Here is an 18,747-nt window from a genome sequence, read left to right as displayed (position 1 = left end):
ACTACTGGTAGTGTTCTCCCTTAATAGGTCTGATTCGATCTAGGCGGTTACTGACGGGTAATAAGGTGGTTAGTCGCCAACTGTTCTGGCTATCTACAGCCTATACAGTTCCTTTTCGACAGGGGCACCCACATGTCTTGGTGGACATAAAACGCGCCGTGGGCTAGTCGACCCCCTCCCCTATCTATCACTTACTACTTAGTGTGTTTCGCCATGATTGATGGCCTGAAATTACTATGCCCAAATGTGGTGGTTAATCGCTGGGATAATGTTCCTGAGATAACTAATGCTATGCTGTCAGTACCAAGCAGCACTGCAGAAGTAGTGCAAAGAAAAGCAACTTACCACGGACTAACCTTCACCTCGACAACCTCACAGAAAACAGGCGCGCAGAAGCACATAGTGACTGGATCATTGCACCGTTACTACAACAAGGGCGGCGACAACTGCAACCAGTTTTTCATTCAGGATCTTATTACCGCCATTGATGACTTAACAGAACGCTTCAGTATTGACCCTACGAGTACGTTGATTCAGACGCTGGAAATTGGTATAAATCTTTCGCTGCCCTATTCCCCTACTAAAGTCATTGATTCAATGGTTGTATGCAGTAATAAGCCCTATAGCCGACAGGTAGACGAAAAAAGGCCCGGCTTAGGCTTAGCATGGGCTTTTGATGATCATGAAGTAAAAATTTATGACAAAGGCCGACTGTTTGGCTACTCTGACAAAAACCAGCTTCGAGTTGAGGTGAGAGTAAGGAAAATGCGCTTTCTGAAAGAGTACAATGTACAGACGCTTGATGACCTTCGTAATCCTGTTAACGTCGTTCCACTTGTAGCCAAGCTGGTAGAAGCTATAGAGCGCATCGAGTTTGTGGACCTACAACCTTCACGTCTCGATTTGTTAACAGATGCTGAACGTGTCGATTTTTACCGGCTCCAACGCCCACACGCCTGGAAACGGAAAAGAAGCGCGGTATTCGAGAAAGACGTTGCTTCGACACGATGGCAACGGCAGGACAACCGGGAACGGCTTGTTTACATCCTGGACAAATGCGAAGCCTTTGACTTTAAAAACGACTTGATACGGCGTATTATCATTGAATGGAATAGCCTTGTCGATCAATCACGACTAGCCCATGTTCATACAGCCATTGACACGGTTACAGAAATCAGCCAAGGCAGAGGTGAAGCACATGAAGCAGCTACGTTTACACCACTTGACTATCTAGGTGTAAACGTAGTTTTCCCCCAGACGGTGTCTCCGTCTATACAAACAGCTAACTCTATTATTGAACCGCCCCCCAATCTTATAGAAACTACCAGTTCTGTTCTTGAATTGGCTCCTGATCGAGTTTGTGTCTCCTGTGGCAAGACTTTAACTAGTCAGTTGTCCTCGTCGCGGTTTTGCTCGGAGAAATACAATGGTAGAGCCGCTGCCAGACGGTGCCGCAACATTATGAGTAACCAGAGACGGTCAAAAAAGAACCTGATTCTGAAGGCTCAGGGAAACAATCAGTACGTACGGATTCACTTCTGGGAAGATGGAATAAGGCGTACAGACGTACTTCATAGTTCAACTGTAAGTGTAACCGGTATCAGCCTCGACAAAATAATCTCTTTATCTGCTATAACTGAGGTGAACAGCAGCTAGGGCTATAATCTCAGAATGGAACCCCGAATCAAATAATTGATGAGAGCTGCCTGATGATAGGGGTGGTATCTATGCGTCTGCGGGCTTGAAAAAAGATTTTCTTTCCCTTAATGTGCCTGCCATATCTTTTGGTCACCTATTTACCAGATAACTCCGGTTATGTTCAACAGTAATCTTAAATCACTCTACTGTTTTAGTCTATTAGACAAATTAGACAATGATAAAAAGGGGAAACATCTTGTAACCATAAAGCTTACCGGAGCATGTAATCAATGAGAATCACGCTTAGCGATAACGATATTACTCTACTATTTGAGTGTACTGGACAAAATGGACGATAATAAAAAGAAGGGTTTTTGTGACCCAAAAGCCAGTTACGCATATAAAATCATGGTTTCTCAACTATTGGTAGCTCTCGCTGGGGCTGTCGACAAACTTTGTCCTTTTGGGGTGGCATCAACGACAAAAGTGAGAGACGCTGTCGAACCCGTGATCCACTTGTATCTTCGTTCATCCAGATTTAACCCATTCGCATTCGTCGTTGACAACTCCTATGGACAAGCTTCTCGCGGACCTACGGCTCATCATTCACCAATCGCGGGAAAGCGCAGCCCGCTCCGTCAATCACGCCCTCACCCTCATGTATTGGCAGATTGGCCGCCTCATCGTAGAGGACGAACAGCAGGGGGCTGAACGGGCCGTCTACGGCAAAGCGCTCATTAAAAACCTGTCGGCTCAACTTGTAGCTGATTATGGTGAAAATTTCTCCTCGCGCAACCTACAGTTGAGCCGACAGTTTTACTTGGCGTTTCCAATTGTGAACTCGTTGAGTTCACAATTGACCTGGACCCATTATAAAGTCCTTATCCGGTTGGATGACGCCACCAAACGGGCGTTCTACCTCGCCGAAGCCGAAAAGAATGCCTGGACGGTTCGCCAGTTGGAACGGCAGGTCAACAGCCTACTCTATGAACGGTTGCTGCTGAGTCAGGACAAAGAAAGTGTACTAGCCATTGCCCAGGCCAAGGAAAAGCCTACCCAGCCCAGCCAACTCATTAAAGACCCGATGGTGCTGGAGTTTTTGGGCCTAAAGCCTCAGGCGAGCTACTACGAACACGATCTTGAAAATGCCATCATCACCCACATTCAGGAATTTTTGCTGGAACTGGGCAACGGCTTTTCCTTCGTTGCCCGCCAAAAGCGACTTTTCATTGAGAGCGATGAGTTCAAAATTGATCTGGTATTTTATAATCGGCTCCTACAATGCTTCGTCTTGCTAGACCTCAAGATGGACAAGATCACCCATCAGGATCTGGGTCAACTTCAGATGTATGTCAACTACTACGACCGGGCCATTCGAGAGCCTCACGAGAATCCAACCATTGGCGTATTACTATGTGCCGACAAGAACGATGCAGTCGTGCGCTACACCCTGCCTGAACACAACACACAACTGTTTGCCAGCAAGTACCAGTTGCACCTGCCGACTGAAGAGCAATTAATCGCTGAAATTCAGAAAGAATTGAAGGGACAGGACGATCAAACGTCTGAAGACTAAATAACAGATAATCTACAAACCGAAAGTCAGTCGAAGGGGTAATTGCGACGACAGACATAATACGCCGTTCAAGCATAATAGCGTATGGCTAATTTCGGCAACCTTGGGGCGAACCGTCCAGTTCATCTCCACACGCGTGGAGAGTAAGTTACCCTTGGCGTAAACGTACTCCATCTCCTGCGGTTCATCCCCACAAGCGTGAGGAATAGTATAACTTATCGACGAAAATTGCCCGGAAGACCGGTTCATCCCCACGCTCGTGGGGAATAGTCGTCTAGCCCTTCCGCGTCCCAGTCCGCTATCGGTTCATCCCCACGCTCGTGGGGAATAGTCTGATAGTTAGGCCCAAAGGTCACAGTTACACGGTTCATCCCCACGCTCGTGGGGAATAGTCAGCCAAACCCGCCCGCAAATACTGGCTATCCGGTTCATCCCCACGCTTGTGGGGAATAGCTAACGCAGGCCGACGACGAAGAGACCGAGTTCGGTTCATCCCCACGCTTGTGGGGAATAGCACGCAATCTGTTTGCGACTGGTTAATGCCCACGGTTCATCCCCACGCTTGTGGGGAATAGACCACCCCTGTTTTCGGGGGTTGCGCCCGCGCCGGTTCATCCCCACGCTTGTGGGGAATAGGTCGCCACGTCAACCCAGCAGGCGGTTGGCGTCGGTTCATCCCCACGCTTGTGGGGAATAGGGCACCGGAGGGCTGGTCGATGTGCCGGAGGGCGGTTCATCCCCACGCTTGTGGGGAATAGAGCGGGTTCGCGGTGAAGATTGGCCTTGTATCCGGTTCATCCCCATGCTTGTGGGGAATAGTATTACAATCTGGAAAAGAAAACGAAGCGCGGCGGTTCATCCCCACACTTGTGGGGAATAGGATAAGCGTACCTTCGGTCGAGGCGCTTAGGCCGGTTCATCCCCACGCTTGTGGGGAATAGGTGGTCTTTCAAGTCTTCCAGCATCTTTACGCCGGTTCATCCCCACGCTTGTGGGGAATAGGCCACGTCAAAATCAGCCAGGGCGCTACTGATCGGTTCATCCCCACGCTTGTGGGGAATAGCAACACGGCATCAACTGCTGGCAAGTCCAAGCCGGTTCATCCCCACGCTTGTGGGGAATAGCCGCTATTGCCCAGTTCATGGAAGACAATGACCGGTTCATCCCCACGCTTGTGGGGAATAGCAAACCGGATTTTCACAAGGAACACTAAAGAACGGTTCATCCCCACGCTTGTGGGGAATAGGCTCGGACTATTGGCGGAACGCTCGGCATTGACGGTTCATCCCCACGCTTGTGGGGAATAGGGCGGTGTCGGAAATATCTGGCTGGCTACCTCCGGTTCATCCCCACGCTTGTGGGGAATAGGCACTGGAAAGACTTTCCGCGCCTTGGGTAGTCGGTTCATCCCCACGCTTGTGGGGAATAGTTTCTACCGATAACCTTAAGCCAAAATATCGTCGGTTCATCCCCACGCTTGTGGGGAATAGATAATGACGGGCAAATTAGACCCTACAGAGGTCGGTTCATCCCCACGCTTGTGGGGAATAGGTCCTGCCCTTCGTCGCTGAAAAGCCGGGCAACGGTTCATCCCCACGCTTGTGGGGAATAGACGGCCACCACCTTCGCATTTTTAGCCACGGCCGGTTCATCCCCACGCTTGTGGGGAATAGCCTTTGGTAAGGTTGTCTAGTTCCTGCTGGCTCGGTTCATCCCCACGCTTGTGGGGAATAGTCCTTGATGGAGGCCACGTGGGCGGCTTTGTGCGGTTCATCCCCACGCTTGTGGGGAATAGTAACGACTTGACGCAACCCAATAAACTACAGTCGGTTCATCCCCACGCTTGTGGGGAATAGATTACCGCCGTGGGGGCCAAGTACGCGATCTGCGGTTCATCCCCACGCTTGTGGGGAATAGGACACCTCGGGCATTGCCGGGAGCGACATCGCCGGTTCATCCCCACGCTTGTGGGGGATAGGGGTGGTTAGTTGGTGGCTAATCTTCGTATGCCGGTTCATCCCCACGCTTGTGGGGAATAGCCATGCCAAGGCGATGGCCCGGTAGATGGCGGCGGTTCATCCCCACGCTTGTGGGGAATAGGCCCGCCTGGCGCAGCTGCTGCTGACGGCTGTCGGTTCATCCCCACGCTTGTGGGGAATAGCACATAATCCACGTCGATCAACAGATCGACAACGGTTCATCCCCACGCTTGTGGGGAATAGACAAAACCATCGGCAAACGGGCTACCACCATTCGGTTCATCCCCACGCTTGTGGGGAATAGATTTCGTCATAAACACTAGGGTTATATGTGATCGGTTCATCCCCACGTTTGTGGGGAATAGGGTTTAAGCCCTTTTTTAAACAGCACGCTCACCGGTTCATCCCCACGCTTGTGGGGAATAGAGGCTGTATCGGAACAGCTACAGGAATGAATTCGGTTCATCCCCACGCTTGTGGGGAATAGTGCAGCCGTTAAAATGGCTTGCGGTATTGGCTCGGTTCATCCCCACGCTTGTGGGGAATAGGTAGCGGTCGGCCCCCACGATTTTATCCCAGCGGTTCATCCCCACGCTTGTGGGGAATAGGTTTTCAAAGGCGTTTTTAATGCCCGTCGTGGCGGTTCATCCCCACGCTTGTGGGGAATAGTGAACGAAACCTAAACTCTCGAAATGGACTGTCGGTTCATCCCCACGCTTGTGGGGAATAGGGGTCACCAGCTTGCCACATGGCCCTGCACCGCGGTTCATCCCCACGCTTGTGGGGAATAGTACTGGAAAGAAGACACTGTGTTCGATTCGTTCGGTTCATCCCCACGCTTGTGGGGAATAGGTGTAACGTATTGGCCTACAGGCCGTGTAATGCGGTTAATCCCCACGCTTGTGGGGAATAGTTGCGCTCATGTGTGGTATTTTGTCCTGTAATCGGTTCATCCCCACGCTTGTGGGGAATAGTGGATTTTATTCAAAAAAACAGGGAGCGATTGCGGTTCATCCCCACGCTTGTGGGGAATAGTTTGCATTACCGATTTGCTTTTGCTGATCGGACGGTTCATCCCCACGCTTGTGGGGAATAGCACCAGCCCGGCCGTGCCGTCTTCCAGGGTTACGGTTCATCCCCACGCTTGTGGGGAATAGAACAACAAGGCCGTACCAGGACAACCAACCACCGGTTCATCCCCACGCTTGTGGGGAATAGGCTTGGGTGGCTTGGTTTGGCACGGCTCAGGGCGGTTCATCCCCACGCTTGTGGGGAATAGGCCTGACTGTAGGTGGGGTGGGCCAGCAGCTGCGGTTCATCCCCACGCTTGTGGGGAATAGGCGTACGGAGTTGCCCAAAGCCTTTCGTAGAGCGGTTCATCCCCACGCTTGTGGGGAATAGATTCCGTTTCAGGTCCTAGTCTATCACAATTGCGGTTCATCCCCACGCTTGTGGGGAATAGATAGCAGTAATGATTAGGCCGATGCCCAACGCCGGTTCATCCCCACGCTTGTGGGGAATAGTCGGTGGCTGAGCCCGCCATGCGGATGCGGCACGGTTCATCCCCACGCTTGTGGGGAATAGGTGGCAAGATTTTGTTCAACGGTATGACCCGACGGTTCATCCCCACGCTTGTGGGGAATAGGCTCATCGGTGGCGTCGTGGCGAATGCAAATGCGGTTCATCCCCACGCTTGTGGGGAATAGAATCTCCCTCGAGCCCGCCGCCCGCAAATGGGCGGTTCATCCCCACGCTTGTGGGGAATAGGTGATAAAACAATCTGCTGGCTTGTCGCCTGTCGGTTCATCCCCACGCTTGTGGGGAATAGTAATCCGCCTCCTCGCCAAACTCGATTTCTGTCGGTTCATCCCCACGCTTGTGGGGAATAGCGAGTGGCACGATTGCCGAGCAGATCCTCACGCGGTTCATCCCCACGCTTGTGGGGAATAGTACTCAGGGCATCGCGCAGTACTTGGGTACATCGGTTCATCCCCACGCTTGTGGGGAATAGTTGTTCGTCGCGCCGACCGTTTGCGGGCCTATCGGTTCATCCCCACGCTTGTGGGGAATAGCTTTTTTGTTAAAAGACAGATTGTTGCCCATCCGGTTCATCCCCACGCTTGTGGGGAATAGATGTCTAGCCGCTGTTCGGCTAATTCGGCCTCCGGTTCATCCCCACGCTTGTGGGGAATAGGGGGTACAAAATCCGATCTATGTTCATAGGAACGGTTCATCCCCACGCTTGTGGGGAATAGATAAGTCCTCATCAGCCCAGGCATGCTCACAGCGGTTCATCCCCACGCTTGTGGGGAATAGACTGGAAATTTACGCAGAAACGCGGTTTTTAGATGTCAATGAACGGTTTAGTGTCGGTGCATTTTGGCACAACACAAGTGACCCGGCAGGAGGTCAGTACGTCCTGCCGGGGCATGTATATGTTTAACTAGCAGTACTATTGAGGACGAGCCACGGACAATAAACCGAATCCAAATGCTTTGGCTGGACCAATGCCTGTTGTTAATGCCTTAGTCAGTGTATCTGGGTTTGTTACCTGCAATAATCCGTCATAACGAACGCCATAATGAGGTAATTGCGGTTTACCACGTGCTCCATCTCCATTGGGTTCACCTAACCAGAATCCATCAGTTAGGGTATAAACCACCCGAAAACCGTGTTGCTCCGCTTTGCGCGTTAGCCATAGTCGGGCGGGCGTAGGTGTATCGGGATCAGCAGCGTCGGGATCGGGCAGGTCGTGCAGAGCTACACGTTTACCCTGCTCCCGGCCGTTAATCTTCTGTTTTTTGGTAGGGTTGGCTACTAACCTGAACACTAATGATTGCCCCGCCGCGAAGGTTGGGTCGTAAGGAGCCGACTGCTGTTGTAGACAATAGCCTTCGGGTAAACAGCTCCATTCAGGGGGCGATGCCGACTGCACCAGCACAGTTGGCATCGCGTTAGGGGTGGTCATGGGTTCTAACCGAAACAAAACGCCGTGCTGGGCGCGGTAGTTAATACCCGGTTCGGTTGGGAAAGCATGAGCCAAAGTGCGGTGAAGGTCATAAGGCGAACGCAGGTCACGCCAAACGTCGCGCCTACGCGGGTTCAAAACGAGTTTAGATAGGTGCATCATTGAGCTTGGGGGTGAAAATGGTCACTTCGCGGGGGGCAAACTGGCGGGAGGCAAACGATAGTGGCACGTCAGTACGTTGGGCGCGGCTTGTGCCCACATATCCCAATGCAAGAGCGGGGTAGACACCACTATCGGCAACAAGCCGGAGCATAGGATTTTCTGTTTCGCGCCGTCTCGACATAAAAAACGGGTCGATGGCCGTTAGTAATGCCTCCATCATAGGCAGAGCAGCAATGCTCGTGGTGGTTAAGTCAGGAAGAGTGTTAGCAAACCGGACAGGTGCAGTGGGCGCAAAGGCCTTGCGCCCCAGGCTTAGGGGCCAGAACGGCGCAGCCAGAGCTGCATCCAATGCTTCTAAGAATGGCAGGTCATCGCTTTCAAGGCCTACTAGAAAATGGGCATCGCTGAGGTAAAAACGTTCTGACAGGACGGTTCCCTGCAAATCACCCGCCGCAGTGGGTTTACCGGGGCGCAGTTTAGCTTTAGCCCGCAGCACGTTTTGCGCTGTGTGATAGTCACGGCGGATGGTACCCTCGCGCAACACCCGCACTGCCATGGGCAAATTAGCCAGTGTAGCCAGGGGGCGTTCACTTCCTGCGATGGGGTGCGTGGGTGCGGCCCGATCCCAACCCAATGCCGCGCAAAGTAACCCAACCACACCACTCTTTGAGGGTTCGGTAAGGGTTTCGCGTATTGAGAAACGGCTGCTCACGCCCCACGACTGCATGGGTCCGGCCAGCCGCATCAATAGTGTATATGGCATAACAGACCAAGATTAGGTGTGAAGGGTTTGCTTAAGCGTACTCAGCATGGCAGGTACGTTGTCGATGAGGGCAAATGGCGCGTTGGTTAGGCCATCTTCGGCGTCTAGTTGTACGCCAAACGCCTGTCCGTTCAGGCCATAGACTTTCTGGAGATTGGTGTAGTGTCTGGCCAAAGCAGTAATGGCACCACTGGTGAGACTCTGTGATTTAGTGGGCGAAATAGGCTTCTCAAATGCATTGGCGAGCGAAACAGGCTGGCCGTTTTCGCGCACCACCAGTAGCATGAAAGCTGGTAATGAATGAGCTGCGAAGGTATTTTGCTTGCCTGAAGGCCGCGCCTGAATGAACGCTTCGGCAAAAGCCATCACACCTTCGTGCGCCGCCTTGCTGTCGCCGCCGAGGTTACGCGTGAGTTGGTCTAAGTCGAGACATGCAAAGCGATAGAAACACGACGAAGCAAAGCCCACTGTGCCTAACATTGCCGCGCCAGCATTATCGTCAGGCGCTGGTATGTCATCAACTGCCGTGAAGTAGTCAAACTCCATGTTCATTCTGTTAACCGAAATAGCATGGCTAACTTGGCAGGCAGCATCTACGTTTTCGGTGGGATTATCAGCCAGCATCCGCCCAAACAAAGCAACATCGACCGCCCGCACGTGTTTGGGGTAGGTAGCCTTATACTGCTCGGCTAGGGCATTGAACAGCTTCGCCGCCTCGGTTATTTCTTTGGTTTTAACTTCCTTTTCCTTCTTAGCCAGCATAGCTTCCTCTATCCGCAACTGAGTGATTACCTCGGCTTTTGTGCGCAATTCGGCACCAGCGTTATAGAGCATAGTGGCTGCTCGTTTCAACTCTTCTTCACCCACATAGAGCAAGTAATCGGTGGTGCCTTTGTCATTTACACCATACAGTGCTTCAAAAAACTCCAGGGCCATTGCCTTTGCCTGTACGTCGGCGAGGCCCATGCCCACCAAGACTTCAGCTACTTTTTGAGGGGCGCGTTTGGTGCGAATACCCAACCGGTCGGTCATTTGCTGGCGAAATACATCCGACTGCCGCACCGACCGTTTCAGGCACTGCGAAGAAATGCGCTGCCGCCGGTAGCCGCCGAAATCACAGTCTTTGGGTGCGCCGCTGTCGTCGCGGTTCAGATTCGATGGTGGAAAATTTTGGAGGATGTGAAACTCAATCGTTTTCATAATCTTGTAAAATTGGGTGTTGAAAAAAGTTATTGGTTGTTGCTATTTGGGTCGCTGACCATAGGCGCGGTGTCTATATCTTCATCAGAGGTGTTGGGTTGCCAATAGTCACGCGCCCAACGGAGACGGGTATGTGTCTGCTGCCAATTGATCAAGTCGTTCAGGAGTTTATAGTAATCAATGGGTATTGGCCTTTTGGGGGCTGTGGCAATACGCTGCACCAGGTTTCGCAACGGCACGGCGATGTCTTCGGCGTTGGTGTCTAGCAGGGCACCTACGCGTAAGTCAAGGCTGTTTTCGCCGGTGCCCAACTGATATTTGAGTAGACGCAATGAGGCTCCGAATGACCGTCGGTTTTCACCTTCAGGAAAAGCGGGCATATCCAGCCGGTTGGCTTTAGTCCAGCGGGTGGCCCCATGAACGGCGAAGAGCATAGCCACCAGCAAATGGGCTTCAACAACCCAATCGTCCTCATCAGCGGGGCCGCTGGGGTCGGGCAGGCACTGACCAATCAGGCTAAACAAGCGCAAGTTGTTTCGTGGATCAGCGGCGGCCCGGCGGAGTTCAGCTAGCGTGGCACGGCCTTTGGCGTCTTTTTGGCGATATAAAAAGCCGATCAGGTCTTTTCTGTTGTCGATAGTGGGGTTCATGCAAGTTCAGGTTTGGTTGTTTTGGTTGATAGTGTTCCCCGGCTCAGGACGGTTTCGGCTTCGATCACAGCTTGAAATGCGCGGGCATCGGTAGCAAGTGATTCAATACTGTCCTGAAGGGCCTTGCGGGCCAATCGCCAGGCTGCTTTTTTCCAAGCGGTCAGGGTATCCCCTAGCATTTCCTGATTAGCCTGCGCGATTTGGGCTAGAAACGGCTCAAACTGTTGCCCCAGCCCGACCCAATAGCGGCTAGTAGTGCCCAACATTTGCACAAGATTATCACGGTCAGCGCGTTCAACATCGCCCAGTCGAGTGCCGTAGGACTTGTTGAGACGTACCCGCATGGCATAGGCACGGGTGGCTTCGCGGAGCCGGTCGGCTCGAAAATCCGCTTCTTTAATTAACTTATTCAATACATCCCACCGGCCTGGCTCCTGAATAATGTCAGGATATACCGTGACGCGTTCATGGCGCCACAACTCCACCTTCGCCTGATCGTTGACCATTCCAAATACGTCTGCCGAGAAGCGCGACTGCCCGGTTATTCCCTGTCCCAATTCGGCTAAATTATCAGGACGCGACAGCCAGTCGAACGTAGCGGGGGGCTTGCCAGCCGTGCCTTCTTTGGTCATCAGATAAATAGTCGAGTCCTGCCACAGAGCGCGGTCAGTACGGAATCGGAGCGGGTAAAAACCGTCTTTCCCTTCAACCTGAGCCAGATGTGGGTCATCGAATTGACGGTCGTCGATTTTACTGCCCTGGTTGTAAAACACCCCTACGGCTCGTTGTTCGCTGTCGAGCACTAAGTGGAGACGGCGACTCTGGAACGTAAATAGATCACGGATGCCGTGGACCCACCGCTTTTCAGCTACGGGAGGCTTGTCGGTTTCCCAGGTTGCGCCTCTGTCTTTTTGTTGGTTGCCCCAAACTGCTTCCGTGGGCGGCAGATTAAGCAGTAATGCCCGGAACAGCGACACGTCGCCCGCCGACGTGTCCCCACCTGCCAGCCCCCGCAGCCAGAAGAACGCCCCGCCCACCAGCGGGCCGTGGCAGAGGTTAAACGGTTTAGCTACCCCGCCACCCAACGCCGCTGCCTGTGTACAAACCAATGCCCGCGCCGCCTCGGCCAACGGCAGAGCCAACGGCACACTGTCGAGATCATGGCTGAACAGCAGGGCGTTATTACCGCTGGTGGCAGCGTGTTGCAACCGCGCCATGGGCGACAGTGCCTGCGTCTCGGTGTTTGGGTCACTGTAGAACGGGCGGGTGGGCGACAGTAGATCGAACTTGTCTGCGTAATTGGCTAGGTACGTATCGAGCACGGTGGGGTCAAATTGCGCCCGGTCCCAGACCGCAAACCACCCTTCAGGGGTAGCCATACTGGGGAAAGCCGAAGCAATGAGTGCGGCCAATAGCCGGTTCAACGCGATGGTTTCCAGCGGGTTATCTGTTGCCAGTTCCGTAATTTCGTGCGCCCTAATGAGGGTTTCGCGCAGCCCCACCGTCGAGGGTGGGGCACCACTGCACCACCGCACTGGCAGCCAGGGTTCGTAAAGTAAATTGTAATTGTGCATTGGGGTGTGTGAAAAATCAGTTAATGCTTTGTAGTTGCGGCTTGAATGAGTTTAAGTATAACTCGTTCAGCGCGCTTGCCCGAACGACTCATTAAGTCTTGTACTATTTTTTGCTCTTTTGGGTGCAGGATTTCAGCCAACCGCCCGTTAGTATCTTCCCTTGATATGCATAAAAACTTCCTGCCTTTACGGTATTGACTCAAAAGCGTGTATCCTGAATCATGAAGATGCCTGACAACATCCTGAGTGCGGCGCGGGCAGACATTCAGTTTGTCAGAAAGTTCAGTTACTGGCAACCAATGTCCTTTAAGGAGAATGGCTGCTAAATGGGCTAACTCATCGAGTCTGGTCATAGTTTTAAGTGAGAAGCTTATAAATATCACTGTCTTTACTTCTCAACAAATGTAATGGTGAACAATCGACCCATTCAAGAGATAGCCTAGTACAATAGGTGATCGGAATAATATTTTCGGGTTAAAGGCTGAACATGACATATATGGACCCTACCTAAATCAATGATTTTATGAAAAAAGCTGTTAGTTTGTATGTGCCTACGCTGGTGGGCATGATCCGTGAGAAGCTCACAATTACACTATTTTTCCCCACATTGGTGGGGAGGCTCTAGAGGCATAATTACTTGTTTTACAAGTAATTATGCCTCTCTTTTTGACAGATTTACATCTGTTTCGGATAACATACTCCCAGCCGATCATCGAGTATTAAGCGGGTAGTACCAATGGTTGCGGCGTAGTTGGTTAATTCGATCAAGTGAAAGCGTTTCAGTATGCGTGATTGATCCTGCTGCCACTGCCATTCTGGGTTGGGTTCCTTAAACAGCGTCGATACGATACCCGCATGGCTAATGCGCACCGCCGAGCCGAAGACCGCCTGGAGGCGTTCGGGGGTCAGGTAGGTAATTTTGCCGCGCCAGATGAGTGTTTCGCCGTTGGGATGCTGGCTCCAGCCATCGACGGTTCGATGTAGCAACAGCACCTCGGCGTTCAGGCCGTCGGGGTTGCGGGTAAAAGCTTGCAGGTGTTTGGGAAGTTTGCCATTGCTAGTCTCGTCTTCTTCGGCCAATTCAGGATCATCGGACGTAAACAGCTCCTGCAATGCGTTCGGCTTCGGTACTAACCTCTGGCGCGCTTCCTTCTCCTGGTCATCTTCTTTATCGGTCAATGCCCGGTCTGCTTCATCGTAGTGACGTTGGCATTCAGTCGAAAGCGGCGGGTCGAACGAAAACGTAGTGGTATATACATCGTCAATTAGTTGACGGTATCCGGGCAATTGTTCATGCCCACATGGCAAGGCCCAGCCTCCGTAGCGTTTCATTACGTTATAGGTTTGCCAAAGCAGTTTGCGGGCATAAATCTTACCTCCGCCCGATAACTCATCTACGTTTGGCAACTCGCCGGAGTCGGCTTCGGGGCAGGCAATCAGCAGCATTGGCTTTTTGAAGTCCGTCGGACGTTGATCATCGCGATTGTGCCGATGCAGCCGCCCGGCCCGTTGTAGCAACAAATCGACCGGGGCGAGGTCGGTGATCATGGCGTCGGCATCGAGGTCCAAGCTCTGTTCAATCACCTGCGTACCCACCAGCAAACCAGGTCGGTTTGGGCGGTCTTTACCGAAGCGGGTCAGGGCTGCGTCTTCTCGTATCTGTCGCCATGCCTGCGGCATCCGGGCGTGGAGCAAAATCCGGTCGTCGGCATGTAACAACTCATCCTTGTCTAGCAGAGCAAACAAGTCCTGCGCCCGCTCTACCTTGTTACAGATCACAATAACGGTTGCCCCATTCGCCAATAGATCACAGATTTTTTTAGCCAACACGCCGGTGTTGGGGTCACACCAGTCGAAGCGTAGCTGTTGCTTACGGTTAGGGTCAGGCAGAAAGTCGTGAGCCGTTACGTGCCCACCTGCTACATGCCACGCTATGGGGTAAGGAGCGGACGCTTTGTCAGCGAGTAGATTGCCACCCCACGCGGTTAGCATTCGCTGACGGGTCTCGGCAGGTAGTGTAGCCGATAGTACCACCACGTTCACGTTCAATGCCCGCAACCAGGCCAGCAACCGCTCGAAGATGGTGTTCATGTATGTATCGTAGGCGTGAACCTCATCAAAAATGACCGTCTTGCCGCAAAGGGAGAACAACCTTAGAAAGAAGTGTTTGGCATATAGCACTCCTAGAAACAACTGATCGACGGTACCAACGCCATAGGGCACCAGCAAGGCCCTTTTTTTCGGCATGAACCACGACAACATACGCCCCGCTGCCCCTGACGTGGATTTACGAATTTCGTCGTCATCGTCGATGGCGGGCGGGCGTTCATCAATTTTCAGCAGCGTGAGTGCGTCTTCGCGTAGCAAATCGTTGCCATGTACCAAGCGCAGGGCGGCTATTGGACCGTCGTGAGCCGCTGCTAACCCTCGTTCAGTGTCGCCCCCGACGAACGTGCAAAGCCGGGGGAAGATGCCATTCGAGGTAGCTTGAGAGGGCATAGCGGCATAGATACCTCCCCTAAACCGAGCAGCTAAATAAAAGGCAGCTTCGGTTTTGCCTTCACCGGTGGGAGCCTCCATAATTAGCAGATTCGGCTCGGTCGGGTGCAGGGATATATCGCGGGCAATCTCCTGTAGTGGGCGGGGATCGTTTTTGAAATATTCCTGAAAGGTTAGCTGCCTGAGTCGGGCTTGTTGGTCTAATCCGGCCAAGACGAAAGCCTTTTTTGCACCGATATGGCTACTGTCAAGGTACGCCCGCAGGTCGTCGCTGGGTTGGGTAGCCGTACTGAAACAGCCCTGCATCGACCCCAGCCAATCGGCGAGTGTGGCCCAGCCGGCAAACGCCATTAGCCAGTCGGGCCATCCTTTGCCCAGACGCGGGTTGGCAGCCCGACGGTGGCGGTCGGCGGGCCACTCAGTTCCCCAGGCCGCAAATACGGCATTAGCTAAGTCCTGCTGTGCTTGTCGCCACTGAGCGTTGCCCAACACAGCCTGAGAACGGTTGATATCGCGGGCTACGTTGACCCAGCAGATTTGTTTCGCCAACTTACCGTGGTGAATACCTACGCAGGCCGCTAGTGCATCGAGCAGGTAGCTTTTTGGGCTTTCAGGGCGCTGGGTGTCTAAATCGGAGTGCAGCCACCGAAGGGCAATGGCGATGGAGGCGTGACCGTGGTGCAACCGGTTGGCATTTGGGTCAATCACCAAACCAGCCTTGGCCAATTCAGCCACTACACGCGGCGCAGCACCCGGTATACCCTGGAAGCTTGGAATAGCTTTGCCAAGATCATGTAAACCAATCCAGACACTGAGGAATTTTCCAGCATCAGTAAGGTTCATGCCAATACCCTCAGCCATGTTTTGCTTAAGGGATGCTGGTAGAAACTGATCCCAAAGCACCTGTGCAGCACTACCTACGTCGATGAGGTGTGCCCACAGCGGGTGGGTCCAGTCTTCGGAAAGGCCCTCTATTTTTTCCCGGTTGGTTTTGGCCCAGAAAAGCCGCCATGCTTCCATGTATTGATGTGTTTGCTACTCTATCTGAGTAAGGGCCGAAAGGTAAGGCAATGGGTAAGCGAGACCGGACATTTCGTGTCCGTATATGACCTCTACACAGAACCTCTACGCCTGATAGCGTTTGACTAGCGCTTCGGCTTCCTCTCGCAGTCGTTGGCGGAGCGTTTCAGGTTCGAGTACGGTGATGCCTACGCCCCAACCCTGGCAAAATGAGCGCATCTCTTCAAAGCCTTCCAGTTCGTACGACACCACGAGACGTCCATCGGGGCGGTCTTCTTCAATCTGCTGTGTTGGGTGATAGAGCCGTTCGCGGAAATAAATGGCTTTGTCGGGTTCAATCAACAGGCGTAGTTCCTCACAAGCCCCAGAGTTGATAGCCCCTAAAGATGCCCGGAAATAGTCTTCCGGGATGAAGTCATCGGGAATGTCGAAGTATTCTTCAGAGCAGGCATCTACCCTACTGATGCGGGTCAGCGAAAAGTTACGGAGGGCGTTGCGTTCGTGGCACCAGGCAACCAGCAGCCAGGCTCGCCCACGCTTATGAAAGCCATATGGATCAATCTTGCGGGCTGTTGAATTACGCTGGTCTTGAGCAGTAAAATAATTGATGCGGATGCACTGCCGGTTGTCCATTGCCGTCTCAATACTGCTAAACAGATCGAGTGCGATCTGGTCAGTGGCGTTATCATCAAACTGCCATTCCTGCATCGAATCGTCGAGATCAAAGACGTAAGAAACTGGCCGCGCTTTGTCGAGAAGCTTCTCAAAAGCCCGGTTCAAGGCAACTGCATGAGGTGTCCCCGTCAGCACCGACCGGCTTGCTTTGGCGGCTATGGCCAAAGCCCGAAGTTCAGCGCTATCGAAACGGAGATCAGAAACGGCCGACTGCTGCCGTTCAGTGGGCAACGCATATACTTTACGATTGCCCTCAGGCCGTTCCAGAATTGGCAGGCCTTCATCGCGTAGTTGCCCAATGAGCCGACGTACATGCCGTTCACTGAGGTTTAGTTGATCCTGTAAGTGTTGTGAGGTGAGTTCAGCACCACTGTCGAGCAGTCGACGCAGGTATTCAATAGAAGTCATTTTGGGCATGAACGGGTTGGAATTGGCTGTTTTGAGCTGTGAAATAAGGAGCGAGGCAGGGCTAAAGCGGACATTATTTGTCCGGTCTGGATGACAGCCATTCCTACCTTTTCCCAAAATCGGTTAAAAGTAATGAAACACAAACACGCAATGCGCGACTTACCGAAGATTCGGGATTCGCTGTCTTTTTTGTACTTCGAGTATGGACACATCGAGCAATCAAAGCTCGGTGTCGAGTTCGTCAACAAGCAGGGTAGCATCCCGCTACCCGTTGCCAGTTTAAGTGCGCTGTTGTTGGGGCCGGGTACGTCGGTAACACATGCCGCCATCCGAACGCTGGCCGAAGCAGGCTGCTCAGTAGTTTGGTGCGGCGAGGGTGGTGTACGGTGTTATGCACAAGGAGTAGGCGAAACACACAAGGCTTATCGACTTATGAAACAAGCCGAACTATCAGCCTCTCCTGAACAGCGGTTGCAGGTGATTGAACGCATGTACAGGGCGCGTTTTCCTGACCCCTTGCCTGCTGGTTTGAAATTGGAGCAGATTCGTGGCCGTGAAGGCATTCGGGTGCGAGCTGCCTACGCTGAAGCTGCACAGAAGTACGGCGTTGGCTGGAACGGACGCAATTACAACCGCAACTCATGGGCCGACTCTGACCCCTTAAATCGCGCTTTATCGTCGGCCAATGCCTGTTTGCACGGTCTGGTTCACGTGGCATTACTGTCGTCGGGCTACTGCCCAGCCTTGGGGTTCATCCATCAAGGCAAACAGCTATCATTTGTCTATGATGTGGCCGACCTCTATAAGGTACAGCTTACGGTACCGGTGGCTTTTGCGGCAGTGGCGGAGGGGCTACCCAACCTCGAAACGCAAGTGCGTAAGCGGTGCCGCGACGCGTTTACAAACCTGCGCTTATTGCAGCGTATCGTGCCTGATGTGGATCGTCTACTGCGGCTGGATGTAGAGCCCGAAACTCCCGACGGCTTCGATCCTGACGAAGACCCGGCCTTACCAACGCCATGGTGGAGCAACCCTAAAACACAAAAATCATGACAATTTTAATTGTTGAGTGTGTGTCACCTTCCTTACGGGGCGATCTCAGCCGCTGGCTTGTGGAATTACAGGCAGGCGTTTTTGTAGGACGTGTTAGTGAAGTTGTACGCGAGGCACTTTGGGAACGAGCCACCAACCGCGCCGACGATGGGACAGTACTACTACTTTGGCGGACCAACAACGAGCAAGGCTTTGATATGCGTTCGTGGCAACCCAAGCAGTATGTGCCAATCAATGTTGAAGGACTGTGGTTAACCCGCCATCCTGCGTCAACACATACAGGATGATTTTATCAAAAAATCCTCGTTTCCATGTAAATTTCCAGTCTATTCCCTACATGTGTGGGGATGAACCGCAGGCCAAAAGCTTGACGGGCCTTGCCTCTAACTATTCCCTACATGTGTGGGGATGAACCGTTCATGCTGCGTGTTGTTGTGGCCCGGTCGTGCTATTCCCTACATGTGTGGGGATGAACCGTTCAGCGGGCGAAAGACAACTACGAAGCCGGACTATTCCCTACATGTGTGGGGATGAACCGTACAGCAGTCCCTTGCGTACCTCCACCCGGTCCTATTCCCTACA

The 18,747-nt window shown here is 52.7% G+C and carries 12 protein-coding genes and 2 CRISPR repeat arrays (1 of these 14 cut by a window edge); of the genes, 4 read left to right on the top strand and 8 right to left on the bottom strand.

The genetic code is table 11. The annotated features are described in order from the left end of the window. The first annotated feature begins 213 nt into the window (after positions 1-213). Both J2I47_RS19265 and J2I47_RS19260 read left to right on the top strand, forming a co-directional pair. Positions 214-1,656, top strand: a complete 1,443-nt coding sequence (locus J2I47_RS19265) for a hypothetical protein (RefSeq protein ID WP_207366228.1) — start codon at positions 214-216, stop codon at positions 1,654-1,656. Positions 1,657-2,209: 553 nt separating this feature from the next. Then, positions 2,210-3,214, top strand: coding sequence for a PDDEXK nuclease domain-containing protein (locus J2I47_RS19260; RefSeq protein WP_207366227.1), 1,005 nt, complete (start codon positions 2,210-2,212; stop codon positions 3,212-3,214). 180 nt (positions 3,215-3,394) lie between these two features. Beyond that, a CRISPR array of direct repeats spans positions 3,395-7,509; the repeat unit is 29 nt; unit sequence CGGTTCATCCCCACGCTTGTGGGGAATAG. Between the two features lie 136 nt (positions 7,510-7,645). Here the strand turns inward: J2I47_RS19260 and cas6e are convergent. The 8 genes from cas6e to J2I47_RS19220 form a co-directional block, all read right to left on the bottom strand. Then, the gene (gene cas6e / locus J2I47_RS19255) at positions 7,646-8,323 is read right to left on the bottom strand and encodes a type I-E CRISPR-associated protein Cas6/Cse3/CasE (protein ID WP_229374775.1); all 678 of its coding nucleotides are present in this window, start codon (positions 8,321-8,323) and stop codon (positions 7,646-7,648) included. Further along, positions 8,307-9,086 carry a type I-E CRISPR-associated protein Cas5/CasD gene (gene cas5e, locus J2I47_RS19250; protein WP_229374773.1) on the bottom strand — a complete coding sequence of 260 codons (780 nt, stop codon included), beginning with the start codon at positions 9,084-9,086 and terminating at the stop codon, positions 8,307-8,309. The genes cas6e and cas5e overlap by 17 nt, the downstream gene beginning before the upstream one ends. A 12-nt stretch (positions 9,087-9,098) precedes the next feature. Continuing rightward, positions 9,099-10,286 (bottom strand): type I-E CRISPR-associated protein Cas7/Cse4/CasC, encoded by a 1,188-nt coding sequence (cas7e, locus tag J2I47_RS19245; protein ID WP_207366226.1) that lies wholly within the window; start codon positions 10,284-10,286, stop codon positions 9,099-9,101. A 29-nt stretch (positions 10,287-10,315) separates the two neighbouring features. Further along, on the bottom strand, positions 10,316-10,936 hold the full coding sequence (casB, locus tag J2I47_RS19240; protein WP_207366225.1) for a type I-E CRISPR-associated protein Cse2/CasB: 621 nt from the start codon (positions 10,934-10,936) through the stop codon (positions 10,316-10,318). After that, a complete protein-coding gene (casA, locus tag J2I47_RS19235) occupies positions 10,933-12,510 on the bottom strand; it encodes a type I-E CRISPR-associated protein Cse1/CasA (RefSeq protein WP_207366224.1) in 1,578 nt (525 codons plus the stop codon). The genes casB and casA overlap by 4 nt, the downstream gene beginning before the upstream one ends. 20 nt (positions 12,511-12,530) lie before the next feature. Next, complete coding sequence (locus J2I47_RS19230) at positions 12,531-12,863, bottom strand: hypothetical protein (RefSeq protein WP_207366223.1); 333 nt, start codon at positions 12,861-12,863, stop codon at positions 12,531-12,533. A 322-nt stretch (positions 12,864-13,185) separates the two neighbouring features. Next, the gene (cas3, locus tag J2I47_RS19225) at positions 13,186-16,029 is read right to left on the bottom strand and encodes a CRISPR-associated helicase Cas3' (protein ID WP_207366222.1); all 2,844 of its coding nucleotides are present in this window, start codon (positions 16,027-16,029) and stop codon (positions 13,186-13,188) included. Positions 16,030-16,134: 105 nt separating this feature from the next. After that, positions 16,135-17,112, bottom strand: coding sequence for a helix-turn-helix transcriptional regulator (locus J2I47_RS19220; protein WP_229374772.1), 978 nt, complete (start codon positions 17,110-17,112; stop codon positions 16,135-16,137). Positions 17,113-17,262: 150 nt separating this feature from the next. Here J2I47_RS19220 and cas1e point away from each other — a divergent pair, with 150 nt between their 5' ends. Then, complete coding sequence (gene cas1e, locus J2I47_RS19215) at positions 17,263-18,165, top strand: type I-E CRISPR-associated endonuclease Cas1e (RefSeq protein WP_229374771.1); 903 nt, start codon at positions 17,263-17,265, stop codon at positions 18,163-18,165. Further along, on the top strand, positions 18,162-18,452 hold the full coding sequence (cas2e, locus tag J2I47_RS19210; protein WP_207366219.1) for a type I-E CRISPR-associated endoribonuclease Cas2e: 291 nt from the start codon (positions 18,162-18,164) through the stop codon (positions 18,450-18,452). The genes cas1e and cas2e overlap by 4 nt, the downstream gene beginning before the upstream one ends. Positions 18,453-18,491: 39 nt before the next feature. Next, a CRISPR array of direct repeats spans positions 18,492-18,747; the repeat unit is 29 nt; unit sequence CTATTCCCTACATGTGTGGGGATGAACCG (it continues 3,318 nt past the right edge of the window).

Origin of the sequence: Fibrella rubiginis (genome assembly GCF_017353185.1) — a bacterium.
Lineage (GTDB): Bacteria > Bacteroidota > Bacteroidia > Cytophagales > Spirosomataceae > Fibrella > Fibrella rubiginis.
This window is presented reverse-complemented; position numbering and strand designations above follow the sequence as displayed.